Origin of the sequence: Fictibacillus nanhaiensis (assembly GCF_042686385.1) — a bacterium.
Lineage (GTDB): Bacteria > Bacillota > Bacilli > Bacillales > Fictibacillaceae > Fictibacillus > Fictibacillus nanhaiensis.
Map to the genome: position 1 here is coordinate 1,010,725 of NZ_JBHUPF010000006.1, position 22,229 is coordinate 1,032,953.

Sequence of the window (22,229 nt, forward strand, 5' to 3'; positions counted from 1 at the left end):
TTATTTGAATTTTCTGACTGGTATAGACAACTAGTTATAAGAATGTTAGGCTAGGCATAAAGTGATAAGGGGGGGTGGACATGAAACCTAATATTTTACTAGTTGGAGATTTAATTAACGAAGAAGGACAGCTCGTTAATAATGGATATGTATGGATGAAGAACGATAAGATTTTTCATGTTGGCACATCAGATTCCCCTTTAATAGATGAAGATGTTATCAGGTATAACATGCCGCAGGGAAGTATTATCATTCCTGGCATGATCGATATTCATATTCATGGTGCTGATGGAGCAGATTTTATGGACGGAACAAAAGAGGCATTAGAGACGATCTCAAAAGTTCTCCCAGCAGAAGGAACAACATCCTTTTTAGCAACAACGATGACTGAAGAAATATCAGTAATTAATAGGGCACTGAATACCGCTTCTAACTTTATGTTAGAATCTCAAAGTTCCGCCGCTGAGTTGCTCGGTATTCATCTTGAAGGGCCATTTATTTCTCCAAAACGAGCGGGAGCGCAGCCTACATCTTTTATTCAGCAACCTGATGTTAGCCAATTTAACGAGTTTCAAAAAAGTGCTGATAACCAAATAAAACTAGTTACGTTAGCGCCTGAGATGGAAGGTGGATTAGAGCTTACAAAGTACTTATCTTCACAAGGTATAATCGCATCGATTGGTCACAGTGACAGTTCTTTTGTAGAAGTTAAAGTTGGAATTGAATCCGGCATTTCTCACGTTACCCATTTATTTAACGGTATGCGTGGAATGCATCACCGAGATCCAGGTGTTGCAGGTGCTGCTCTCTTACAGCAAGAGTTGATGGTTGAGATGATCGTAGATGGCGTTCATGCCAGCCCTGAGATGATACGACTAGCCTATCATTCTACTGGTCCAGAACGCACGATCTTAATTACCGATTCAATGAGAGCAAAAGGTCTTGGAGAAGGGACCTATACACTTGGCGGACAGCAAGTAACAGTAACTGGGAATGAAGCTAGATTGATTGATGGAACGCTAGCAGGAAGTATCTTACCCATGAATATAGCTGTTAAAAATATGATGGATTATACGCAATGCTCTTGGTCAGATATTGCGAAAATGTCGAGTGAGAATGCGGCAAAAGAACTGCAGATTTTTGAACGGAAAGGAAGTCTTTCTGTCGGTAAAGATGCCGATATTACGGTGTTGACGGAGGACTGCGATGTACTTATGACATTTTGTCGAGGAGAGCTTGTGTATCACCGAAAGGGGGAACGAGTTTGAAATTAATTAAGGTTTCCGGCGAAGAAGAGCTTAGTAGAATGGCAGCAGAATATGTATTTTCCAAAATAAAGAATGCTGATCGCGTTGTGCTCGGACTTGCAACAGGTAGGACACCTTTAGGCATGTACCGACACCTTTCAAAATATAGTAAAGAATATAAGCTTTCTTTATCTCATGTACACACCGTAAATCTGGATGAGTATGTCGGTTCTAAAGCTTATCATGCTTACATGCATCAAAACGTGTTCGACCCAATCGGAATACCTAACCATCAAACTCATATTCCAGATGGATACGCTGTAGATCTTGAAAAAGAATGCATGCGGTACGAAGCAGTAATTCAACAGCTCGGTGGAATTGATCTACAAGTGCTGGGAATAGGAGAGAACGGACACATCGGTTTTAATGAACCCGGTACTGATTTTAGTTCGCGAACCCATGTAGTCGAGTTAACAGAGTCTACATTAAGTGCAAACGCTAAATATTTTACAAGAGAGAAACAGCCCCGAAAAGCAATCACGATGGGAATTGGAACGATACTCGAGAGCAAAGAAATCCTGCTTCTTGCAGCAGGCTTGAAAAAGGCTCATGCAGTAAGAGAGCTTTTTAAAGGATCTCTGAATGAAAATATACCTGCTACGGTGCTGAATCACCATCCTAACGTTACGGTTATAGCTGATCGAGGTGCGAGGAGTCTTTTAGAAGAGGAGAGTTAAGTATTTTTATGATCGATAAAACATCACCGATGCCACTTTACTTTCAGATTGAAGAAGCGATCAAACAAAAGATTGATAAGGGTGAATGGGAATCAGAAACGATGATACCTTCTGAAAGAGAGTTTGCTGAGAACTATGAAGTAAGCCGTATGACAGTCCGGCAAGCAATCAATAATCTTGTGAATGATGGCTACTTAACTCGTCAGAAAGGTAAAGGAACGTTTGTTTCTGCAAAAAAAATTGAACAGAAGCTTTTAGGTCTTACAAGTTTTACTGAAGACATGAAATCTCGAGGCTTGAGACCAGCATCCAGACTCATATCTTTCCAAAAAACGACTGCTGAAAATAGAGTAGCAAAAGCACTTGAGATTAAAGAGGACCAGATAATTTATGAGATTAAACGTGTTCGCCTCGCGAATGATATTCCGATGGCATTCGAGACGACATATGTTCCGAGTGATCTTCTTGAATTAAACGAATCACACATAAAACAAGGGTCTTTGTATTCTGAAGTTGAGAATGCAGGCTTTGTTATAGATTATGCAACACAGAGTTTAGAAGCTTCCATTTCGCGTGAAGCAGAAAGCGAGATACTTGAAATTACAAAAGGTGCAGCAGTTCTTCTTATTAAGAGACAAACATATTTAACGACTGGAAGGCCTCTTGAACTTGTTCAATCGGTGTATCGAGGCGATCGCTACAAATTTATGATCGATATGAAACGCTGACAAATAGCGTTTTATATAAAAAAATGAAAGCGTTTACCAAAAGGGGGAAGAAGCATGGGGAAAGAGCAGCAAATGGCTCATGGCATCATTGAAAAGCTTGGAGGTTCTTCAAACATCCAATCGTTGATGCACTGTATGACAAGAATTAGGGTTACTTTACACGACCCGTCAAAGGCGGATCTCAAAGGTCTTAAAGAAGTAGATGGTGTGTTAGGTGTCGTGGAAGATGATACGTTACAAATCATTGTTGGGCCCGGCATCGTTAATCGTGTCACACTTGCGATGAGTGAAGAAACGGGTATGAACATTCAATCTCTAGATGAGACAGATCCCATGGACCTTGAACAGATGGCAAGAATGAATAAGGATGCCATCAACAAGAAGAATGCAACACCATTCAAACAGTTTCTTCGTAAGATCGCTAGCATTTTTATTCCGTTAATTCCTGCTATTGTTGCTTCAGGTTTAATTGCTGGAATAACAAACGTTGCGATAAGAATGGATGCTGACCCAGAATCTTCAATTATACAGATGCTGAGCTTAATCGGTTGGGGTGTATTTAGTTATCTAGCTGTGTTTGTCGGTATCAATACAGCCAAAGAATTTGGTGGAACTCCAGCATTAGGTGGAGCAGCAGGTATTTTGCTGATTAACCCGGGTCTTGCGAATATCACCCTCTTTGGAGATCCACTTGTGGTAGGGCGTGGTGGATTGATTGGTGTAATGCTTGCCGCTGTTCTAATCGCCTTTTTGGAAAAGCGTATTAGAAAATTTGTACACCCTTCCATCGACATTATTGTTACACCAACATTAGCATTACTAATTACAGGGTTTGCTACGCTATTTGTTCTTCAGCCAGTAGGCGGATTTTTGTCAGATCTAATTACAAAAGGTTTGTTAAATTTAATTGATATTGGCGGTATTTTCTCTGGACTTATCTTAGCAGGAACATTCCTTCCATTGGTTGTAACAGGATTGCATCAAGGATTAACACCAGTACACATGGAACTTATTAATACGATTGGTGATGATCCATTATTACCTATTTTAGCGATGGGTGGAGCAGGGCAAGTAGGTGCTGCATTTGCGATCTACTTTAAGACGAAGAACCAACGTCTTCGTAAAGTAATTAAAGGTGGATTACCTGTAGGTATGCTCGGGATTGGAGAGCCGTTAATCTTTGGTGTTACTCTCCCACTCGGGCGACCATTCTTAACAGCTTGTCTTGGAGCAGCAGTCGGGGGAGCGTTCCAAGCGTTTTATGAAGTCGCTACGATTGCCATTGGTGTATCAGGCATACCACTCGTGTTCCTTGTCAACGCAAACGAAATGGTTCTCTATCTAGTAGGATTAGTTATTGCTTATTTCTTCGGATTCTTATTCACATGGACGTTTGGATTTAAAGAGAGTATGGCAAAAGACATCTAACGAATTTAGGAGTGAATGTTTTGTGTTATGGGATTTCAATCTATCTGAGCGAATCAGACACATTTAATAAAAACTGGATGGAGAAAGCCGCTAAGAACGGATTTCATTACATCTTTACTTCACTTCATATTCCTGAAGAAAAAGATGTGGATTATGTGAAACAAGTAAAATGGTTAGGAAAAACCGCTCAACAGTTTCATCTGGAAGTAATGGCTGATGTATCACCAGCTTCTCTTGAGCGGTTAGGTTTATCATTTAATGAACTGCCTTCCATAATAGACTGGGGCATTTCGGGAATCAGGATGGATTATGGGTTTACAGCCAAGCAGATCGCTTGGCTGTCTCATCATCTTAAAGTGGGTCTGAACGCAAGTACTATAGACGAAGACCAGCTTAAGAATCTAATGGATGAGGGGCTTCAACCATATCAAACAGAGGCTTGGCACAACTTTTATCCAAAACCGTATACCGGTATATCAAAGCAATCTCTTTATGAGAGAAATGCTCTGTTTCATCGATATGGAATCAAAACGATGGCATTTATTCATGGTGATGATCAATTACGTGGACCATTACATCTGGGACTCCCTACGATTGAGAATCACAGACATGTTTCACCAACACTTGCTGCATTGGAACTTCAAGAAATGAATACAGACAAAATCTGCGTTGGAGATTTAAACCTTACGAACAAAACTTTGCAAGAATTAAAGTTTGTAATGGAAGGTACAGTCCCTCTTTATGCCGACTTGTATAAAGGGTATGAGCAATTCAGCAACATGGTTCATTCAAATAGAATGGATGCTGCTGAGTATGTCATCCGTTCAGTTGAATCACGACAAATGCCCTCAAACTATCAAAAAGAAGCTCATGAATTAAAGATATTTAATGAAGGAACGATTACGGTTGAAAACGAGAAGTATGGTAGATATGCGGGGGAACTACAGATTTGTTTAGAAGCTATTCCCGCTGATACGAAAACGAATGTAGCTGGTCGTATCAAACAAGAGAGCTTGTCACTGATGAAGAAGGTAGGAAGTGGGAAGAAATTTGTGTTGCTGACTTCTTCAGTGAAGTAAATAACATTCATTTAAAGGAGATCAAGATGGACTTAACCAAATTGGCTACAGAAAGAAGAAATCCTGACACGTTAACCATTGATGAACTTACAACTTTAGAAGTGATTCAAAAAATACACGAAGCCGATCTGGGAGTAGCCAGTTGTATTACTCCTGTTTTAAAAGAAATCAGTTCTGTTGTTGAAAAAGTAGTCACAGCTTTTGAAAATCGTGGTCGATTGATTTATATCGGTGCAGGAACAAGTGGACGGTTAGGTGTGTTGGATGCATCAGAATGTCCTCCTACTTACGGCACAGATCCACATTTAGTAGTAGGTGTCATCGCGGGCGGTGAATATGCCCTTCAGCATGCGATCGAAGGAGCGGAAGATGATGCAGAGTTAGGCCAATCCGACCTTAAAGCTTTAGAAATAACAGAAAGAGATGTTGTTGTAGCTATTGCTGCTTCTGGCAGAACGCCCTATTGCTTAGGGGCGATAAAGTATGCCAAAACAAAAGGAGCACTAACAGCTGCACTTGTGTGTTCTTCAGATTCACCGATGGAAAAGCTTGCTGATATTAGTATTCCTGTTATTACGGGGCCAGAAGTGGTCACAGGCTCTACTAGAATGAAAGCAGGTACCGCTCAAAAACTTGTTTTGAACATGATCAGTACAGCGAGCATGGTGAGATGGGGGAAAGTGTACAGCAATCTCATGGTCGATGTTCAACCAACAAATGAGAAACTAGTTCAACGTGCTAAAAATATTATTATGGAAGCTTCTGGTGCAACAGAAGAAGAAGCGGAATCAGCTTTACAAGATCAAGGCGGCAACACAAAAGCTGCTATTTTTCAGCTTGTTACAGGCGTCGCTCCACATGAAGCCAAGCTGCAACTAGATCAGCATAATGGAAAGTTAAAAGAAGCGATACGTAAATTCACTCAAACGTGAGAGGGGTAGGTATTATGTTAGGTTTCTTACAACGGATCGGTCGGGCACTCATGCTTCCGATCGCAGTTCTTCCTGCAGCTGGACTTTTGTTACGTTTTGGTCAAGAGGATTTATTAAACATACCTTTTTTAGTTGCATCAGGTAACGCAATCTTTGGTCATTTAGCGCTTTTGTTTGCGATAGGTGTTGCAGTAGGACTCTCTAGAGATGGGAGTGGAGCTGCTGGACTTGCAGGAGCAATCGGTTACTTCGTACTAACAGAAGGAGCCAAAACGTTTGCAGAAGTAAACCTGAATTATGACGGGAAATTTGATATGTCTGTCTTAGGAGGTATCCTAGCAGGGGTCGTAGCCGGACTTTTATATAATAAATTTTATAATACGAAACTGCCAGAATGGCTTTCTTTCTTTGGAGGTAAACGATTTGTTCCGATCGTAACGGCTGGAACGATGGTACTCCTAGCGCTTGTTTTTGGATTTATATGGCCATACCTTCAGATGGGACTAGAAAACGTTGCTACTTGGATTACAAGTGCCGGTGCGATAGGTGCAGGTGTATTCGGATTCTTTAACCGTTTATTGATTCCACTTGGACTTCATCATGTACTCAACAGCTTCTTATGGTTTGTATTTGGTGAATTTACAGGTGAAAATGGGAAGGTCGTTACAGGTGATCTATGGAGATTCTTTGCTGGAGATCCTAAGGCAGGCTTCTATATGGCTGGATTCTTCCCGGTAATGATGTTTGGGCTACCTGCTGCTTGTTTAGCCATGATTCATACAGCAAAAAAACACCGAAAGAAGGCAGTTGCAGGAATGCTAGGAAGTCTTGCTCTAACTTCGTTTGTTACAGGTATCACAGAACCAATCGAATTTGCGTTCATGTTCCTATCTCCTTTACTATATGTGATTCATGCTGTACTAACGGCTGTTTCGATGTCGGTCGCAGTATTACTAGATATCCATCATGGATTCACGTTTTCTGCTGGAGCGATTGACTATTTCTTAAACATAGGAATCTCGAAGAATGGTTGGTTGTTACTTCCGATGGGTGCGGTTTATTTTGTACTATACTATGGTCTATTCCGTTATCTAATTGTAAAACTGAACTTGAAAACACCAGGCCGAGAAGATGAAGAAACTCTAGTATCAGAAGCTGCAGCAACTTCTACAGCGAGTGAAAAGTACGAAACGGCAGCAACAGCATATTTAAACGCACTAGGTGGAAAAGACAATATCGTGCTGCTAGAAAACTGTATTACTAGATTGCGGGTTCAGATTAAAGACTTGTCAGAAGTTGATGAAGAAGCACTTAAAAAAGCAGGATCAAAAGGTCTGATCAAGCTTAATAATCAAAATATACAGGTTGTTGTAGGGTCTGAGGTTGAACCGATCGCAGATTGTATGAGAGATAAGCTCTAAAGCTAAAAAAAAGACCGCCATCTTCTCTATGAAAATGGCGGTCACTTCTTTTTTACACGTTCCAATAACCACTTACTGGTACGTTCGCTGCGTAACCATAAGAACATGGGTAAGCATAAACACAGCAGTTTCCATTATACGAGACGGCTCCGACAATAATGAGCAGCACGAATAGTACCACGTAAAGCGTAAAGCTATCAGAACAGTACTTTCTCGACGACATATTTTCACTCCTCTTCGTGAGAAGCCGATTTCTCTCCTCAACTCATTTTATGCAAGTAGAATGAGCATAGAAACGGAGATAAATGCCTCATTTTAAGAGAGTTGTTGTCAGAATAGAAATCTATTTGTAAGCCTCATCTAAAATAATGTATAAGTAATCGACGAATTCACCTTTTGAGAACATCGTCACTTCATACACATCACCAAGGTCGTTGTATACATAAGCTGTATCTGTGTCCGTTGTTGCTTCAACATCTACAGGAAGACCGGCTAGTTCAAGTGCTCTAGTCATTTCTTCTTCACTAAACATGATCTCTTCATCTATTACAGAATAAACGAGACGAGCTGCTTTTCCTTCTACAAACGTTACTTCATATTTATCATTCTGATAGTAGTTAACGATAGCGGGAACGAAGTCTGTGGTGCCTGAGTAACGAAACTTAATCTTTTCAGATCGGTTCGGTTTACCCCATCTTTCGCTGATCTGTTTTTCAGAAGAGTTTGTTAGTTCACTAGCTACAAATTGATGCTCGCTAGTAAGATAGTCTTTTTGTTCGCTAGCATCATTTTCTGCTTCACCTTCAGCAGTAGTATTTTCTTCCTCGGTAGTTGTTGTCTCTGTTGCTTCCGAGTCTTCTTTTTCTGAATCAGAAGAAGAACTGTCAGTGGGATCTTGTTTATCAGCCTTTGTTTCGGCAGTTTCTTGTTCATTTTGTTTCGTATCCTTTGAACAAGCTGTTACAAAAAGTAATCCAATTATAAGAAATAATGTTGTAAGTTTTTTCATGATACACCCTCATTATGTAATTCATATTGTTAAACAGACACTTTCAATGGTAACAAAAGAGTACAAAAATTGAAAATGAAAAGTTTGGCAGATGAATAAACTTATAACCGTTTCTGAATAGAGTGACATTTAATTACATCATTTTCATAAAATAAGGATATACATGAAAAGCTAGTGATTGACAATTCAATGGTGATTTATGACAATGGCCTTTGTCTTCGTAACTGGCTTTAATCATGGACGTACAAAAATAGATTCTAAGGCTTTTCTAAGACTGACTAGGAATTGAATGCTTATTGTAATATTTCATTTTGTTAACAAATCAACTACAATATATGGTAGACATCCATTTGAAAGCAGTAATGCGGAAGGGCAGGTGTATGAGGATGCAATATATTGTGTATGATTTAGAGATGACAAACCGGCTCTCGGAGATTATTGAGATAGGTGCCATACGAATGATTGAAGTTGATGGTGAACTTAAAATATTGGATACGTTTCAATCGTTCGTACAACCTAAAATGGATAAATTAAATACACGGATTACAAATCTAACGGGAATTACAAAAAAAGATTTAATCTCTGCTCCCGTTTATACAGAGGCAATTGAAAATTTTAGGTCTTGGATCGGAGTAGACGACTATTATCTTTGCTCTTGGGGACCAGAAGATAAATGGGCGCTCATTACAGATTCAACATTTCATAAAGCTGAAACGGACTGGATTATTAATCATAATGATATACAATTTCATTTCAGTATCCTTCATGATAGTGAAAAGGGGTTTCGATATGGCTTGTCACGTGCGCTTCAGACGATGGAGCTAGTTTATGAAGGTTCTAAACATAGAGCACTTGATGATGCCATTAACACAGCCAGAATACTAGCTAAGATTTATAGAAAGATCAAGTTTGTTAAAAACCCCACTTCTTTCTTAGAATCAAAGCTCTTTGAACCTGAGAAATTAGTGTATAAAACAAAGTCAGAGGTGAATGAATCTCCATTCGCTTCTCTTTCAAAGTTATTCAACTAAAATAATTTTAGTTTTAAAAATAAACTTTTCAATACAAATGGATAATTTCCAAGACCAAGATAGGACTTATTTCCTTTTCCTTCGACTTCATTCGACAGAAATGTGTAGGTATTATAGGGTAAAATCCATAAAAAGTAAGATATGTCGTCATTTGACGAATTGTTTTTGTAGGAAAATGACCTTAGTTTCGATAATAATAGTTAGTAGGGGGTGTTTGTTGGTGGATACTACTTATTACATAACCAATAAAAACAATCAGTTGTTGGAACTATTGAACACGATTGACCATTGCTTGACGGATGCAAGACTTGAGGAAGTAGATTCGATAATCAAACTTAAAGAAGAACTGTTAGCAAATGATGGTATACATATAACACCAGAGCAAATTAATAATATTATTTCTTTATTGTTATCATTCGTACCAGATACAGTTAGAGAAGTTGGTTAATTAAGAATCTCTTCAAAAAGAGGTTCTTTTTTAATATCTAAAGTTTAATTCGCACTTACTATTTGTTTTCATGGGGGTGGAGTAAAAAAAGAAGTGATAAAATCACTTCTCATTCGAATTCTCAACGTCTTTCTTTGATTTCAATTCTTTCATTTCATCACTAAATCTTTCTTCAAGAGATTTTTGGTGACCATATAAAAATAACATGTCTCCCTCTTGTATCTCTGTTGTGTAACTATCTCTCCTAACCGTTACATCTCCCCGCTTTATAAACAATACAAGTAAATCGTCCTCTACTTGAATCACATCTTTTAATTGTTTACCCATGAACTTTGAACCTTTATGAATGGGAAGTTCCACAACAACATCATCTTCTTCAAAATACATAACATCTCTTAACGGAAGATCTGAGAGGTTGTAATTTTTTTCCATATGACTCTCAAAAGATTGTTTCATATATTTCTTTAGTTTCGGAATGCTTAAGATTAGATATAAACTGATGAGTACTAAGATAATGATCCCGAGTTCGATCGAACGAAATTCATCTGATAAGATGTTGCTTATGGATGAAATGATAACAGCTAAAGAAAAGACTCCGAACAATATAAGAAACGTGCTTAAACGCCTGCGTACTGGATGCTCCAGAATTAATTCGGATTCTCCGGTTGTAAAACCTGTAGCCGTAAACATAGAGATGACTTGAAACCGAGCGATTTCTTTTTTTAAGCCTGTTAACGTGAACAGGAGAACATTAATTTCAATAACGATTCCTATGATTGCAAAATAAAGCAAAGTAAATAAAAAACCCACAAAGTCACCTCCGTTAAAATTCTTCTTTACCTGTATACCCTTATTTTCTATTTATATAGAGGAAATAAAACATTTTATTCGTTTCATAAACATTTATGGCCCCTCATATAGTTTTGTACAGGAGGGATGTAGATGACTGGTTTTCTGATTGCCTTAGTGCCGGCAAGCCTATTGTGTGGAGGAGTTGCTATGTTGATTCATACATTCGTGAAAAAAGATTCTTATTATTATGATCAAGAGAATCTTTGGGAAGATACATCGCTTACATCGGAAGATTATCGTTTGAAATAACACATTCATTACTTGATATTTTCCCTCGTTATGGTAAAAAGTAAGATAACAATAACTAGAATCGAGGACTTGATGTGAGGAAAGTATCAAAGAAATGGTTAATTGGTGGTGCAGGATTAGCCCTCATACTATTCCTGGTCTTTCAATTTTATGGAGAAACTGAAGGAGCAAGTGAAACACAAACCTTGAAGGTTGTGGCACTAGGAGATTCCTTAACATACGGAGTGGGTGACCCATCCAAGACAGGTTATATTGGAATCGTAAAAAGAAATATTCAGCAGCAAACAGGACGAAATGTAATCATCAATAATTTTGGAATCTCTGGACAGCGTTCTGACCAATTGTTAAGACAATTGGATAATGGAGTCGTGATCAAGTCATTAAGACAAGCGGATCATATCTTTGTTTTTATCGGAACTAATGATTTTCGTAAGGCTGCCGGCTGGAACTTCCGTCAGTTGCCACAGCAGAAATTAGTACTTGGAAAAGAAAAGCTAAGAAACAACTTAAGTAAAACACTTACAGTCGTGAGGGAGAACAATTCCTTTGCACCTATCTATGTATTAGGTCTTTATAATCCTTATTTCGGAAAAGAATACGATCCTGCAGCTGCAGAGAGTATTAAATCTTGGAATGAAGCAATCGTAGAAGCGAGTCAGGCAAGCACGCTTACAAAATACATCTCAACCTTTGAACTTTATGAAAACGTTGAGAAAAAACTGTATTTTTCTGATTCTATCCATCCCAATAGAAGAGGATATAACAGATTAGGAAACTGGGTTTATAACCAGTGGAAGCCTTTAAACCAGGAATGATCTCTTAGAAGCTGATACTTCTAAGAGATTTTTTTATTTCTTATTAGAAGGTTGTTGTCGTAAACTTTGTTGCTTTTGGAAGTGTTGATCTCCGTTCCAGGCTGCTCGCTTTCCACGGGGCAGGCGCTGAGCCACATTCGTACGTTTCACTCTTAAGTGTCTCAGCTGCCCGCCTGTCCCTTAGGAGTCTCGCACCTTCCTCTACAATCAATTTTCAAAGGTGACAAAGAGTTCAAAGCAACAATCTTATAAGATAAGAGCGGTATAAAACGCTGTTGTCGTAATCTTGCTTGCTCTTTGGAAGAAGCTTATTTCAGTTGCTCGGTTTCCCTTGGGGCAGGCGAGGAGTCGCGAACATTCCATTCCAATCAATTGTCAATGGAAGTAAGGAATCGATAGGCACAATTCATTAGAGAAAAACATTTAAAAAAACGGTTGACTTGAGAATGATTATCATTATAATTAGAAGTGAAGTTGATAATCGTTTTCAATTACTTATACATAGAAGGAGTAACTGACATATGTTTAAAAAGAATCTTTTTACGGTTGTTACAATGGTCCTACTAGCTGCTTTAGTCTTAGCAGGCTGTGGTAAATCAAACGAGGGTGCAAGTTCGAATAATAATGATACAAAAAAAGAAGAAGTAAACCTATATACAAGTCGTCACTATGAAGTTGATGATAAAATCTTTGCTGATTTCACAAAAGAGACAGGAATTAAAGTCAACCTTATTAAAGGTAAAGAAGATGAGTTGATCGAGCGTCTTACAAGAGAAGGGAAAGCAACAAAAGGAGACCTTTTCTTCACATCTGATGCTGGACGTTTACACTGGGCAAAAGATAAAGACCTCTTACAGAGTGTTGAAAGTGAGACATTAAATAAAAATATTCCTGATAATTTAAGAGATAAAGACAATCAATGGTTCGGTCTAACAAAACGTGCACGTGTTATCGTATATGATCAGAAAAAAGTAGACAAATCAGAACTATCTACTTATGAAGCGTTAACTGAAGACAAATGGAAAGGTAAAGTACTGATTCGTTCATCAGAAAATATTTACAATCAATCATTAGTATCATCCTTTATTTCATTAAACGGAAAAGATGAAGCGAAGAAGTGGGCAGAAGGGATCGTTAAAAACATGGCTCGTGATCCACAAGGTGGTGACAAAGACCAAGCGAAAGGTATCGCTGCTGGTGAAGGTGATGTTGCCATCATGAACTCATACTATTTTGGTCAGATGTTGAACTCAGAAGATCCTGAAGAAGTGAAAGTTGCTAAACAGCTAAGTGTGTTCTTCCCTAATCAAGAAACAACAGGAACGCACATCAATATTAGTGGTATAGGTGTTACGAAACACGCTAACAACAAAGAGAATGCTATAAAATTAATGGAATATCTGTCTAGTCCAAAAGTTCAAGAAGTATTTGCTGAAGCCAATTACGAGTATCCGGTTAATAAAGAAGTAGAACCTTCAGAGCTTTTAAAGTCTTGGGGTCCGTTTAAAGAACAAGATCTTAACCTTTCTGAGTTAGGTGAAAACAATGCAGATGCTGTTAAAATTATGAATGAAGTTAGCTGGAAATAAACTTAAATATTTTGCCGTATCACGATTTGTGATACGGCTAATTCCATGTAAAAACAAACAACAAGAACAATGCTGATGAGTAAAGAAGGTGAAAATATTGTATTACATTCGAAAAATGAGATCACAGTTTAATAGTTGGGCTTTGCTTAGTGTGATTTTTTCTATTTTAATCCTTTTACCGGCTTTGCTCATCATGGTTCAGTTATTCGCTGAGAGTAATGAGAATTGGGAACACATTAAAGAGTATATGTTGAAAAATTATATCGTAAATTCCGTAACACTCGTTAGTTTTACTGGTCTTTTCACAGTGTTAATCGGGGTAAGTGCGGCATGGCTAGTTTCCGCATATAAAGTTCCGATGCATCGGTTCTTTAAGTGGGGTCTTATCCTCCCGCTTGCGATTCCACCTTACATTGGGGCTTATACGTACCATGGCATTTTAAATTATACAGGTGTCATTCAAACGTCATTAAGGAACCAGTTTGGTATAAAAGTGGACCAAAAGTTCTTTGACATCATGAACATTCCCGGTGCTGTTTTTATCTTTACGATGTTCCTGTATCCATATGTATATATCATCACAAAAAGTTTCTTAGAAAATCAGTCATCATCACTGATTGAGAATGCACGGTTGCTAGGCAAAGGATCGTTCATGACATTTATACAAGTCGTCCTTCCTGTATCACGTGCAGCGATTGTAGGTGGTGTTAGCTTAGTCATTCTTGAAGTCTTCAATGATTACGGGGTAGTAAAGTATTTCGGTATTCAAACCTTTAGTACAGCCATATTTCAAGCGTGGTTTGGGATGGGGGATATCTATTCAGCTATCAAGTTAGCGGGTACTTTGATGTTTATCGTAGTTTTGATCTTGATCTTAGAAAAAGTAATAAGAGGCAGAAAACAGTATAGTTATTCCACTTCAAAAGTCCGCCCGTTACAACCTAAAGAACTTAAAGGTTGGAAAAAGTTTGCTGTGCTATCTTTTTTTCTTTCTTTATTTGCTCTAGCTTTCGCCATTCCTTTTATACAGCTTTTACATTGGGTGTATATGACTTATGACGTGATTTTAAGTGCTGCATTTGCAGATTTGATCTGGAATTCAGTTTTTGTTGCTGCTGTAGGTTCACTTCTTATCATAATGGTGGCTTTAATCATCGCTAACTTTAGTCGTCTTTCAAAAGGTTGGACCGGAAAGTTTTTTTCAAAAATTACGGTTCTAGGCTATTCAATCCCGGGAGCTGTAATTGCTATAGGCGTCCTTACTTTATTTCTCTTCCTAGATCAAAAGGTCATATCGTTATACGAATGGCTTGGGTTAGAGCCAACACTTGTACTAAGCCTCAGTATTAGTATGCTGATCTTTGCTTATGTTGTTCGCTTTCTTGCCGTTGGTTTTAACTCGATCGAATCAGGTTTTGATAAAGTAGGAACCGTTTTTACAGAAGCTTCAAGAACATTAGGGATGTCAGTGACAAAGACATTCTTTAAAGTAGATATCAAAATGATCAAAGGTGCGATTGCTGGTGGTTTCATTCTAGTTTTCGTAGATATTTTAAAAGAGCTGCCTCTCACTCTTATCCTGCAGCCTTTTAACTTCTATACGTTGGCTACAAAAACATTTCAATATGCAAGCGATGAACGTATTCACGAAGCCTCTGTTTCATCCATGGTGATTATTTGTATAAGTGCACTTTCGATCTTCTTTTTACACAGAGTTTTAGAAAAGGAGCCAAAATAATGTTTGTTCAAATCAAAGACTTAACGTTTCGTTACAAAAATTCGCAAAAACCTCTGTTCGAAAACCTGTCTCTAAGCTTTAAACAGGGAGAAGTTTCAGTAATCTTAGGAGAAAGCGGCAGTGGGAAAAGTACGTTACTTCGTCTTATAGCAGGGCTAGAAGTGCCATCGAAAGGATCAATTCTGATCGATCAGGCAGTCATGAATGATACATTCCGTTTTGTCCAGCCAGAAAAACGTGGCGTTGGTTTGGTTTTTCAAGATTATGCTTTGTTTCCTCATATGACAGTTGAAAAGAACATAAAATTTGGCTTAACAAAAATGAATCGTAAACAGAAACAAGCAAGAATGGAAGAATTATTGACTATTGTAGGTATGGAGGACTATGCTTCCCGTTATCCTTATGAATTGAGCGGTGGTCAACAGCAGCGTGTAGCATTAGCAAGAGCTATGGCTCCAAATCCATCTTTGATCATGTTTGATGAACCTTTTAGTAATCTTGACTCTAAGCTGCAATTACAGATTCGTGATGAGTTACAAGAAATCCTCAAACGTACTGGAATCACTTCTATATTTGTTACTCACGATGAAGAGGATGCTCGTGCTATTGGGGATCGTATTATACTAATGAACAATGGAAAGATTCAAGATGAAGGTCGGCCGGAAATGGTATTACAGAAGAGTAAAGAAAAGTTATCATTAGCATATGTATAAAAAAAAACCGGGATATCCCGGTTTTTATTTTTTGAATTGAGTATCTAATTTTCCGTTCATGTCGATTAAAAATCCGATTTCACGGCCTAATAATTCACCTAGTTCTTTTGCCTTTTTTTCGCTTTCGTTCTTTATTTGTTCAATCGTCAGTTCACCTTTTAGCTTCGATGCTCCAACGATAATACTTAAGTCACCTTTTTCATAAAATACAATTTTCATTTATAAATACCTCCCTGAAAAATAGAACCTTCTACATCATTCGTTTTTTTTTCACATGCTTATGGGGTAGAAGTGAGAATATGGAAAAACATTCATTGTGAAACAATTAATTGGAATAAATAAGTATGGCGCGTTTTCTTGACAAAAATTTATGTATGTTGATAAAATTAGAGCATATTATATATGATTCGCTGAATTCTAATGTTCTATTCGACAGAATATTTAGAGGCGGGGGAACCACAATTCGGCTTTTAAGCCTTGGGATGAATTTGTGCTTGCACAAAAGGGACAACTCTCAATTTCCTAATCCGACAGCTAACCTCGTAAGCGTTTTTGGAGAGAGAACTCTATACATGGGCTAAGTCTATGTGTTGCGGTGTATTCCCACGGAAAATCCTCTCTATTTTCGGTGGGTTTTTATATGCAACAAATAGGGCATGTATAAGTATAAATTTCTTCAAGGGTATTGCACGTAAAATAGTAAGAAAATTATAACAAAGGGGGTACTTTTATTATGAAATTATCTACAAAAATTTTAATTGCTCTAGCACTTGGTGTAGTTGCAGGTCTTATTCTTAATCTAGCTGTGCCTGATGCATTCTCAACTCTGGATAAATATGTTTTGAAACCAGTTGGGACATTGTTCTTAAACCTTATTAAAATGTTGGTTGTCCCAATCGTCTTCTTCTCAATCGTATTAGGAACTGCAGGTTTAGGTGATCCAAAGAAACTTGGAAGAGTTGGGGCAAAAACAGTTGGTTATTTCTTAGGAACTACAACGATTGCTATTATTATTGCTATGGCTTTAGCACTTGTCTTTAAACCTGGTGTAGGGGATTTTAAAACAGAAGGTGCCAAGTTCGAGCAACAAGAAGCACCGGCAGTAACAGATACGCTACTGAATATCATTCCTACTAACCCTATTCAAGCAATGGCTGAAGGAAACATGCTTCAAATTATTGCATTCTCTGTATTTGTAGGATTCGCTTTAACCATGTTAGGTAGCAAGACTAAAGGTGTGATGGATTTAATCGAGCAAGGTAACGATATTATGATGTACCTCGTAAACCTGATCATGAAATTTGCTCCATATGGTGCTTTTGCTTTAATTGCATCAGCAGTTGGAAGTCAAGGTATGGATGCGATTAAAGCGATGGGATTATACATGAGTGTAGTTATTTTAGCTTTATTCATTCACTCTGTTGTAGCCTATGGAGGTTCGATCGCACTATTTGCAAAGAAGAGTCCGATTTGGTTCTTTAAAGGCTTTGCACCAGCAATGTCAGTAGCATTCAGTACATCAAGTTCAAATGCAACACTTCCGATCTCAATGAAAACAGCTCAAGAGAATCTGGGTGTTCGAAAATCAATCAGTGGATTTGTCCAACCGCTTGGCGCAACGATCAACATGGATGGAACAGCCATCATGCAAGGTGTTGCGACAATCTTTATCGCGCAAGTTTACGATGTTAATTTGGGTATCACAGAAATGCTTACCGTTATCTTAACAGCGGTACTTGCAAGTATCGGTACAGCAGGTGTTCCTGGAGTTGGATTGATCATGTTAGCGATGGTATTGAACTCTGTAGGATTACCTGTCGAGGGGATTGCTCTAATCCTAGGTGTTGATAGACTTCTTGATATGCTTAGAACAGCTGTTAACATCACAGGTGATGCTGCTTGTGCGGTAATCGTTGATAAAGGGGAAGATAAACATCTTGGAACTCGTGAACATGAAGTGAGTGCTTAAATAATGCTTTAAAAGGTCACAGTGAATATACCTACTGTGGCCTTTTTTATATGCGGATATCATTAGTTTGTTAAGGTTGAGTAAATAAATGTAAGCACAGAGGAAAAATCATGTTAAAATAAGAAGATACATAATGAGATTTCGGAGTGATCTTCTTGGAAAAATGGCTAGAGATACTAACGCTTGCTGCAAAGATCATATGGGTACAGATTCAAACCGTCATTCATCCTATCATCGAGTTAATAGAGAGTGCGATGAACTCTTTTTGGTTTGTCTTTTCACTTACGATCATCGCAGGATACGTATTGCTTATGCTTGTACAGAACGCAATTACCTTCTATCAAGCTCATAACTTTATTCACAGAAAAATGAATAACGAACCCGTTAACGATATTGAATTTGCTCTATTTATGAAGTCACTTTGGAAAAAAGATCGATCTAAAGGATTATTGGCCAATGCCAAATCGGCTAAGAGCAGATACCTTCAATTCAATGCACAAGAACGTTTGTCACTACAAAACTATTTACAGCATCGGTTACGTTTTTTACGTGCGAACCAGCCGTTGTTCATACTAGGTGCTGTGATAATAGGATTGCTTTCAAGCATTTCAGTGAATGTACTACCGATCGAGGCAGCTGAAGTAAATGCAGAAAACGTATTAAAAACAACTCTGTTTATTCTTTCCTGGCTGTTGATCATGCAAGCTAAATATGTTGCTATGAAAAAACAAACGTACTATCATCTAGCATGGATGCAAGATACTAACCGTACGACAACGGTTGATTACATGCAGGAAGAGGATGTTACAATTTCAACAAACAAAGAAAACAACCCTGCGTATTAACGTGATACGTAAGGGTTGTTTTTTATCCAGAACCGATAAGGGTAATGAACGGCCTCTTCGGCATATTGTATTCCTATACGAGGGCCAGAGATAATTTCATCTGGTACGATATTCATTCCTTCTTCTATTCGTATATTTTCCTCATTCAATTTCTTGCCATTATCACTTAGTGTAAACCCCATTGCTTTACTTAGTTTACCAGGACCGTTTGTAAGTTGAATCTCATTCTTTGCACTCGCTCTTCTTTTCTTCATTTTTTCAATTCCCTCAATCGGTTGAAGTGCTCTAATGAGAATAGCTTCAGGTTTATGTAAAGGGCCCGAAACGATATTAAAACACACATGCATTCCATAAATAAAATAGGTATAAATCATACCTGCTTCACCATACATCACTTCTGTTCTAGCAGTTCTGCGATTGTTATACGAATGAGCAGCACGATCTTCAGGTCCGAGATAGGCTTCTGTTTCCACGATGTATCCAGATGTTATTCCGTTATCATCGACATGAATCAATTTCATACCGAGAAGTTTTTTTGCTAAGTCAAGAGTTGGTAAATTCCATAATTTCATTTTTATTCTCCCTGGTTATGTATGACATGTCTGGTTTATTCGTACAATAACAACGTCTTGTAAAATTATGTTTCCTTTTGTCGAAGTTTTACAAACCCTAAAAAAGAGGAAATAAACGAACAAAAAAGAACTTTTTATAAAGTAGATGAATAGGAGGCGTTTGATATGGACGGTTGGGTGAATGAAACAGGAATTTATGAAAATCTCTCCAAACGGCGCTGGGAGTATTGGGAAGTAAGTCAACATGGGATTAAAACCATGGTTTCCTGGCTATGTTGGAATGCCCCTAATTCAGTTTATGAACAATGGAGTAAATCTGTCTTACACTAGAACGAATCTCGTTAAAAGTTCCTTTATGATAAGGGAGCTTTTTTGTTTGTCTTCATGCTTGAATCTTCTTTGATGTGGTTACAATAGATAGCAATAATGATCTAAAGGAGAAGATATCATGGATTCCCATAAAGGACAACTGCGAAGAGCGGTTGAAGGACGTAAACAGCGACTCATACAACATCTTATCCATAGAGGTTTATATGGGTATGAAGACCATAGGCACCTAATCGATTTTACATTAAGCGAACTAGAGTTAGAGTGGAAGAATGCTCAATTTATCGATCAAGAAAATCATATAAGTTAAATCTTTTAAATAGTAAAAAAATAATAAGCCTCCTTAACTATTTTCTGATATAATATACCTAGAAAATAGGAAGAACGTCTCGTAATTTTAATATACAATCGTGAAGACAGACTGCCATAAATCGTTTGATAAAGGCAAACTCATTGAAAAGTGAGGACGCAAAGCTATAGGGGCTTCATTTATTTATGCCAGCCAGCTACCTTACGAAATTATCCTTCGATTTATGAAATCATTTAGGGGGGATATCATTGGATCAGCACTTATTATTTTTTTCATGGTCAGCGATTGGATTTTATTTAGCAACGATTTTTTTTATCGGGCTTTTACTGTTTTTCACTGGAAACAAGCTGAAGAAAGATAGCAGAATCGTAGATGTATTTACAAATATTTTAATTATTTTAGGTGCAATTGCCTGGGTGTTTATTACAAGTTAAGTATGGAAATTTAAAATTTCCAATTTTTTAGTAAGGATAATCTTAAAACCCTCACGTTATAATGGATGCATACACGAGAGGGGGATTAACAATTGAATTCTAACGCGAAAGTAAATCTTACTGATGAAGAGAAAGAATTGTTAATTGAAGCATTACTTAGTCAAGGCTACGCATATGAAGTTGTTGATTCTGAGCTAAAGGACTTAGAGTACGAGCTCAAGCCAGATCAAGAATCAAAAGTAAGAAGATTGAACAGCCTTTTAAAAAAATTACATAATTAAAAATAAAGCAAAAGGCCCTTTCTCAGGGTCTTTTGCTTTTTACGTTAAGTATCATGTATCTAACAAGCCTTTTCTTCTAGCTTCCATACGCCATTCTGCTTCTTTAACTAACCGCCTAGGTAACTTACCTCTATTTTTTAAAAATGACCAATATGTTAGATATTGCTTTGGTCTGGAAACTGGTGAAACATTTCTAGCATACTCCCACCAGGAAATTTCGTTTGCTTCTAAGCGTATTAAAAAAAGATCGTCACCTTTTACCATAAAACTCACTCCTGTCTTGCCTTTCATTACCAATAGTATTGACTCATTTCAATAAAATAACCGAAAAAAATCATGGCACTTTATTTTATGCAATCTGATATATGACGCATGGGACAAAAAGTAATTTTTTATTTTGGCAGGAAATAAGTTATGAAGCTTGAATCTTTAATTTACTAAAGGAAGGTCGTGCTTATGAAAAAAGGGGGGGTGGTCCTGTTGGAGCAAGTACTCATGTTTTCATCACTATTAGCTCCTTTGGTAACAGCGATGATGGAGCTCTTAAAACGTACTTTCCCGATTCCGAAAAAATATATACCCATTATTAGTTTTTTTATGGGATTGATCATTGGATGGTTAGCTGCTCCTGTTACGGAGATGAATGTAGAACTACGTTTATGGTCTGGAGGAATAGCTGGCTTAGCCGCAACAGGATTGTATGAGATCGGCAAGAAAGGTAAAAAATACAAAAGAGCAAGTTAAGCTGAAGAATATGTAACTAGTGGAAGCCCTTTCGTCGTTTCATTAAAAAGGGTTTAGAATTTAGAAATCAGTGAATAGATTATAGTAAGAAAACAATGTCAGGCGGTGAAATGTCATGAAAGCTTTTCTAGCACTATGTTTGGCTGTTATGCTATCATTCATCATTGTCCCTAACATTCCAGAAAACGTTAAAGAGAAGTCCGGAGCCTCGGACAAGATCATCACTCAGCCAGTGACGGCTGAAGAAAAGAAAGAAAAGCAAGCTGTACCTGAATTTACGGAGGATCTCGCGAAGAAACAGGCGAATCTTTTTATTGAAGCACTAAAGCAAGAAACGGATGAAAACTATAGGGTTTTAAATTATTCTAATAAAGAAGAATATATGACATACTTAACGAAATTTGTGTCTAAAAATCTAGCTGCTTATTATACAGATGGTTTGTTTGAGGAACGAGAAAGTTCCCTATATATCATCCCAACTGAGCTTCCACCATGGTTAGAAGAAAGCGAACCTGTTATTATCAAACAGCTTTCAGATCATTCTTATAGAGTTCATCAAAAAAACGAGTCTGATCTTTATGGCTCCTATAAGATTACTCTTGGATATGAATACCTTAATGGAAAATGGATTATTACATTTGCATCTGTTGATTAAACATGGGTTTCACCACCCATGTTTTTTTACGATTAGATTGAATAGACGAGGGTTGTTACATAATAAATAGAGATGA

28 protein-coding genes and 2 riboswitches are annotated in these 22,229 nt (G+C 37.7%); of the genes, 22 read left to right on the forward strand and 6 right to left on the reverse strand.

The window, feature by feature from the left end; translation table 11 throughout:
- Window positions 1-80: 80 nt before the first annotated feature.
- The 7 genes from nagA to nagE are packed head-to-tail and all read left to right on the forward strand — an operon-like array spanning window position 81 to window position 7,572.
- A complete protein-coding gene (gene nagA / locus ACFS5O_RS08665; protein WP_205727145.1) occupies window positions 81-1,268 on the forward strand; it encodes an N-acetylglucosamine-6-phosphate deacetylase in 1,188 nt (395 codons plus the stop codon).
- Window positions 1,265-1,984 carry a glucosamine-6-phosphate deaminase gene (gene nagB / locus ACFS5O_RS08670; protein WP_318300261.1) on the forward strand — a complete coding sequence of 240 codons (720 nt, stop codon included), beginning with the start codon at window positions 1,265-1,267 and terminating at the stop codon, window positions 1,982-1,984. Before nagA ends, nagB begins: the two co-directional genes overlap by 4 nt.
- Before the next feature lie 8 nt (window positions 1,985-1,992).
- A complete protein-coding gene (locus ACFS5O_RS08675; RefSeq protein ID WP_205727144.1) occupies window positions 1,993-2,712 on the forward strand; it encodes a GntR family transcriptional regulator in 720 nt (239 codons plus the stop codon).
- A 54-nt stretch (window positions 2,713-2,766) separates the two neighbouring features.
- Window positions 2,767-4,140 carry a PTS transporter subunit EIIC gene (locus tag ACFS5O_RS08680; protein ID WP_205727143.1) on the forward strand — a complete coding sequence of 458 codons (1,374 nt, stop codon included), beginning with the start codon at window positions 2,767-2,769 and terminating at the stop codon, window positions 4,138-4,140.
- Between the two features lie 20 nt (window positions 4,141-4,160).
- Window positions 4,161-5,219, forward strand: coding sequence for a DUF871 domain-containing protein (locus tag ACFS5O_RS08685; RefSeq protein ID WP_205727142.1), 1,059 nt, complete (start codon window positions 4,161-4,163; stop codon window positions 5,217-5,219).
- 26 nt (window positions 5,220-5,245) lie between these two features.
- A complete protein-coding gene (murQ, locus tag ACFS5O_RS08690; RefSeq protein ID WP_205727141.1) occupies window positions 5,246-6,151 on the forward strand; it encodes an N-acetylmuramic acid 6-phosphate etherase in 906 nt (301 codons plus the stop codon).
- A 14-nt stretch (window positions 6,152-6,165) separates the two neighbouring features.
- Complete coding sequence (gene nagE, locus ACFS5O_RS08695) at window positions 6,166-7,572, forward strand: N-acetylglucosamine-specific PTS transporter subunit IIBC (protein ID WP_205727140.1); 1,407 nt, start codon at window positions 6,166-6,168, stop codon at window positions 7,570-7,572.
- 52 nt (window positions 7,573-7,624) lie between these two features.
- Here nagE and ACFS5O_RS08700 read toward each other — a convergent pair whose 3' ends face one another.
- Both ACFS5O_RS08700 and ACFS5O_RS08705 read right to left on the reverse strand, forming a co-directional pair.
- On the reverse strand, window positions 7,625-7,795 hold the full coding sequence (locus ACFS5O_RS08700) for a YjcZ family sporulation protein (protein WP_205727139.1): 171 nt from the start codon (window positions 7,793-7,795) through the stop codon (window positions 7,625-7,627).
- Window positions 7,796-7,915: 120 nt separating this feature from the next.
- The gene (locus ACFS5O_RS08705) at window positions 7,916-8,581 is read right to left on the reverse strand and encodes a hypothetical protein (RefSeq protein ID WP_205727138.1); all 666 of its coding nucleotides are present in this window, start codon (window positions 8,579-8,581) and stop codon (window positions 7,916-7,918) included.
- A 380-nt stretch (window positions 8,582-8,961) separates the two neighbouring features.
- On the opposite strand from ACFS5O_RS08705, the gene ACFS5O_RS08710 reads away from it, so the two are divergent.
- The gene (locus ACFS5O_RS08710) at window positions 8,962-9,612 is read left to right on the forward strand and encodes a 3'-5' exonuclease (RefSeq protein ID WP_379838981.1); all 651 of its coding nucleotides are present in this window, start codon (window positions 8,962-8,964) and stop codon (window positions 9,610-9,612) included.
- A gap of 220 nt (window positions 9,613-9,832) precedes the next feature.
- Entirely contained in the window at window positions 9,833-10,060 is a 228-nt protein-coding gene (locus ACFS5O_RS08715) for a hypothetical protein (protein WP_153237594.1), read from the forward strand.
- A 102-nt stretch (window positions 10,061-10,162) separates the two neighbouring features.
- Here the strand turns inward: ACFS5O_RS08715 and ACFS5O_RS08720 are convergent, their stop codons facing one another.
- A complete protein-coding gene (locus tag ACFS5O_RS08720; RefSeq protein WP_205727136.1) occupies window positions 10,163-10,870 on the reverse strand; it encodes a TrkA C-terminal domain-containing protein in 708 nt (235 codons plus the stop codon).
- 132 nt (window positions 10,871-11,002) lie between these two features.
- Here ACFS5O_RS08720 and ACFS5O_RS08725 point away from each other — a divergent pair, with 132 nt between their 5' ends.
- From ACFS5O_RS08725 to ACFS5O_RS08745, 5 genes are all read left to right on the forward strand, one after another.
- Window positions 11,003-11,161 (forward strand): hypothetical protein, encoded by a 159-nt coding sequence (locus tag ACFS5O_RS08725; protein ID WP_205727135.1) that lies wholly within the window; start codon window positions 11,003-11,005, stop codon window positions 11,159-11,161.
- Between the two features lie 74 nt (window positions 11,162-11,235).
- Window positions 11,236-11,976 (forward strand): GDSL-type esterase/lipase family protein, encoded by a 741-nt coding sequence (locus ACFS5O_RS08730; RefSeq protein ID WP_153237596.1) that lies wholly within the window; start codon window positions 11,236-11,238, stop codon window positions 11,974-11,976.
- 521 nt (window positions 11,977-12,497) lie between these two features.
- Window positions 12,498-13,565: a Fe(3+) ABC transporter substrate-binding protein gene (locus ACFS5O_RS08735; RefSeq protein ID WP_205727134.1), complete on the forward strand. Its 1,068-nt coding sequence runs from the start codon at window positions 12,498-12,500 to the stop codon at window positions 13,563-13,565.
- Between the two features lie 115 nt (window positions 13,566-13,680).
- Window positions 13,681-15,303, forward strand: coding sequence for an ABC transporter permease (locus tag ACFS5O_RS08740; protein WP_156499259.1), 1,623 nt, complete (start codon window positions 13,681-13,683; stop codon window positions 15,301-15,303).
- Complete coding sequence (locus tag ACFS5O_RS08745; RefSeq protein ID WP_205727133.1) at window positions 15,303-16,016, forward strand: ABC transporter ATP-binding protein; 714 nt, start codon at window positions 15,303-15,305, stop codon at window positions 16,014-16,016. The genes ACFS5O_RS08740 and ACFS5O_RS08745 overlap by 1 nt, the downstream gene beginning before the upstream one ends.
- Before the next feature lie 24 nt (window positions 16,017-16,040).
- On the opposite strand, the gene ACFS5O_RS08750 is transcribed toward ACFS5O_RS08745, so the two are convergent.
- On the reverse strand, window positions 16,041-16,235 hold the full coding sequence (locus ACFS5O_RS08750; protein ID WP_066291922.1) for a hypothetical protein: 195 nt from the start codon (window positions 16,233-16,235) through the stop codon (window positions 16,041-16,043).
- A gap of 179 nt (window positions 16,236-16,414) precedes the next feature.
- Window positions 16,415-16,580: riboswitch (cyclic di-AMP (ydaO/yuaA leader) on the forward strand.
- 169 nt (window positions 16,581-16,749) lie between these two features.
- On the opposite strand from ACFS5O_RS08750, the gene ACFS5O_RS08755 reads away from it, so the two are divergent.
- Window positions 16,750-17,985 carry a dicarboxylate/amino acid:cation symporter gene (locus tag ACFS5O_RS08755; RefSeq protein WP_205727132.1) on the forward strand — a complete coding sequence of 412 codons (1,236 nt, stop codon included), beginning with the start codon at window positions 16,750-16,752 and terminating at the stop codon, window positions 17,983-17,985.
- A gap of 155 nt (window positions 17,986-18,140) precedes the next feature.
- Window positions 18,141-18,830, forward strand: coding sequence for a hypothetical protein (locus ACFS5O_RS08760; RefSeq protein WP_205727131.1), 690 nt, complete (start codon window positions 18,141-18,143; stop codon window positions 18,828-18,830).
- Here ACFS5O_RS08760 and ACFS5O_RS08765 read toward each other — a convergent pair.
- Window positions 18,827-19,402 carry a DNA-3-methyladenine glycosylase gene (locus ACFS5O_RS08765; protein WP_205727130.1) on the reverse strand — a complete coding sequence of 192 codons (576 nt, stop codon included), beginning with the start codon at window positions 19,400-19,402 and terminating at the stop codon, window positions 18,827-18,829. The genes ACFS5O_RS08760 and ACFS5O_RS08765 overlap by 4 nt on opposite strands.
- Before the next feature lie 165 nt (window positions 19,403-19,567).
- Between ACFS5O_RS08765 and ACFS5O_RS08770 the strand changes: the two genes are divergently transcribed.
- The 4 genes from ACFS5O_RS08770 to abbA all read left to right on the forward strand — a co-directional run bounded on the left by ACFS5O_RS08770 (window position 19,568) and on the right by abbA (window position 20,754).
- The gene (locus ACFS5O_RS08770) at window positions 19,568-19,732 is read left to right on the forward strand and encodes a hypothetical protein (RefSeq protein WP_153237601.1); all 165 of its coding nucleotides are present in this window, start codon (window positions 19,568-19,570) and stop codon (window positions 19,730-19,732) included.
- Between the two features lie 118 nt (window positions 19,733-19,850).
- Window positions 19,851-20,039 (forward strand): Fur-regulated basic protein FbpA, encoded by a 189-nt coding sequence (locus tag ACFS5O_RS08775; protein ID WP_205727129.1) that lies wholly within the window; start codon window positions 19,851-19,853, stop codon window positions 20,037-20,039.
- A 123-nt stretch (window positions 20,040-20,162) separates the two neighbouring features.
- Window positions 20,163-20,243: riboswitch (cyclic di-GMP riboswitch) on the forward strand.
- A 44-nt stretch (window positions 20,244-20,287) separates the two neighbouring features.
- Window positions 20,288-20,473 carry a hypothetical protein gene (locus ACFS5O_RS08780; protein ID WP_205727128.1) on the forward strand — a complete coding sequence of 62 codons (186 nt, stop codon included), beginning with the start codon at window positions 20,288-20,290 and terminating at the stop codon, window positions 20,471-20,473.
- A 92-nt stretch (window positions 20,474-20,565) separates the two neighbouring features.
- Window positions 20,566-20,754, forward strand: a complete 189-nt coding sequence (abbA, locus tag ACFS5O_RS08785; RefSeq protein WP_205727127.1) for an antirepressor AbbA — start codon at window positions 20,566-20,568, stop codon at window positions 20,752-20,754.
- A 51-nt stretch (window positions 20,755-20,805) separates the two neighbouring features.
- Here the strand turns inward: abbA and ACFS5O_RS08790 are convergent, their stop codons facing one another.
- A complete protein-coding gene (locus ACFS5O_RS08790; RefSeq protein ID WP_137788569.1) occupies window positions 20,806-21,018 on the reverse strand; it encodes a hypothetical protein in 213 nt (70 codons plus the stop codon).
- Between the two features lie 216 nt (window positions 21,019-21,234).
- On the opposite strand from ACFS5O_RS08790, the gene ACFS5O_RS08795 reads away from it, so the two are divergent.
- Both ACFS5O_RS08795 and ACFS5O_RS08800 read left to right on the forward strand, forming a co-directional pair.
- A complete protein-coding gene (locus tag ACFS5O_RS08795; RefSeq protein WP_205727126.1) occupies window positions 21,235-21,498 on the forward strand; it encodes a holin in 264 nt (87 codons plus the stop codon).
- A 115-nt stretch (window positions 21,499-21,613) separates the two neighbouring features.
- Window positions 21,614-22,153 carry a hypothetical protein gene (locus tag ACFS5O_RS08800; RefSeq protein WP_205727125.1) on the forward strand — a complete coding sequence of 180 codons (540 nt, stop codon included), beginning with the start codon at window positions 21,614-21,616 and terminating at the stop codon, window positions 22,151-22,153.
- The last annotated feature ends 76 nt before the right edge of the window (window positions 22,154-22,229 follow it).

Bases quoted from the DNA above. Each gene is read 5' to 3' on its own strand.
- nagA (WP_205727145.1), top strand. From the start codon at position 81: ATGAAACCTAATATTTTACTAGTTGGAGATTTAATTAACGAAGAAGGA.
- ACFS5O_RS08675 (WP_205727144.1), top strand. From the start codon at position 1,993: ATGATCGATAAAACATCACCGATGCCACTTTACTTTCAGATTGAAGAA.
- ACFS5O_RS08680 (WP_205727143.1), top strand. From the start codon at position 2,767: ATGGGGAAAGAGCAGCAAATGGCTCATGGCATCATTGAAAAGCTTGGA.
- murQ (WP_205727141.1), top strand. From the start codon at position 5,246: ATGGACTTAACCAAATTGGCTACAGAAAGAAGAAATCCTGACACGTTA.
- nagE (WP_205727140.1), top strand. From the start codon at position 6,166: ATGTTAGGTTTCTTACAACGGATCGGTCGGGCACTCATGCTTCCGATC.
- ACFS5O_RS08700 (WP_205727139.1), bottom strand. From the start codon at position 7,795: ATGTCGTCGAGAAAGTACTGTTCTGATAGCTTTACGCTTTACGTGGTA.
- ACFS5O_RS08705 (WP_205727138.1), bottom strand. From the start codon at position 8,581: ATGAAAAAACTTACAACATTATTTCTTATAATTGGATTACTTTTTGTA.
- ACFS5O_RS08710 (WP_379838981.1), top strand. From the start codon at position 8,962: ATGAGGATGCAATATATTGTGTATGATTTAGAGATGACAAACCGGCTC.
- ACFS5O_RS08725 (WP_205727135.1), top strand. From the start codon at position 11,003: ATGACTGGTTTTCTGATTGCCTTAGTGCCGGCAAGCCTATTGTGTGGA.
- ACFS5O_RS08735 (WP_205727134.1), top strand. From the start codon at position 12,498: ATGTTTAAAAAGAATCTTTTTACGGTTGTTACAATGGTCCTACTAGCT.
- ACFS5O_RS08740 (WP_156499259.1), top strand. From the start codon at position 13,681: ATGAGATCACAGTTTAATAGTTGGGCTTTGCTTAGTGTGATTTTTTCT.
- ACFS5O_RS08745 (WP_205727133.1), top strand. From the start codon at position 15,303: ATGTTTGTTCAAATCAAAGACTTAACGTTTCGTTACAAAAATTCGCAA.
- ACFS5O_RS08750 (WP_066291922.1), bottom strand. From the start codon at position 16,235: ATGAAAATTGTATTTTATGAAAAAGGTGACTTAAGTATTATCGTTGGA.
- ACFS5O_RS08755 (WP_205727132.1), top strand. From the start codon at position 16,750: ATGAAATTATCTACAAAAATTTTAATTGCTCTAGCACTTGGTGTAGTT.
- ACFS5O_RS08765 (WP_205727130.1), bottom strand. From the start codon at position 19,402: ATGAAATTATGGAATTTACCAACTCTTGACTTAGCAAAAAAACTTCTC.
- ACFS5O_RS08770 (WP_153237601.1), top strand. From the start codon at position 19,568: ATGGACGGTTGGGTGAATGAAACAGGAATTTATGAAAATCTCTCCAAA.
- ACFS5O_RS08775 (WP_205727129.1), top strand. From the start codon at position 19,851: ATGGATTCCCATAAAGGACAACTGCGAAGAGCGGTTGAAGGACGTAAA.
- ACFS5O_RS08790 (WP_137788569.1), bottom strand. From the start codon at position 21,018: ATGGTAAAAGGTGACGATCTTTTTTTAATACGCTTAGAAGCAAACGAA.
- ACFS5O_RS08800 (WP_205727125.1), top strand. From the start codon at position 21,614: ATGAAAGCTTTTCTAGCACTATGTTTGGCTGTTATGCTATCATTCATC.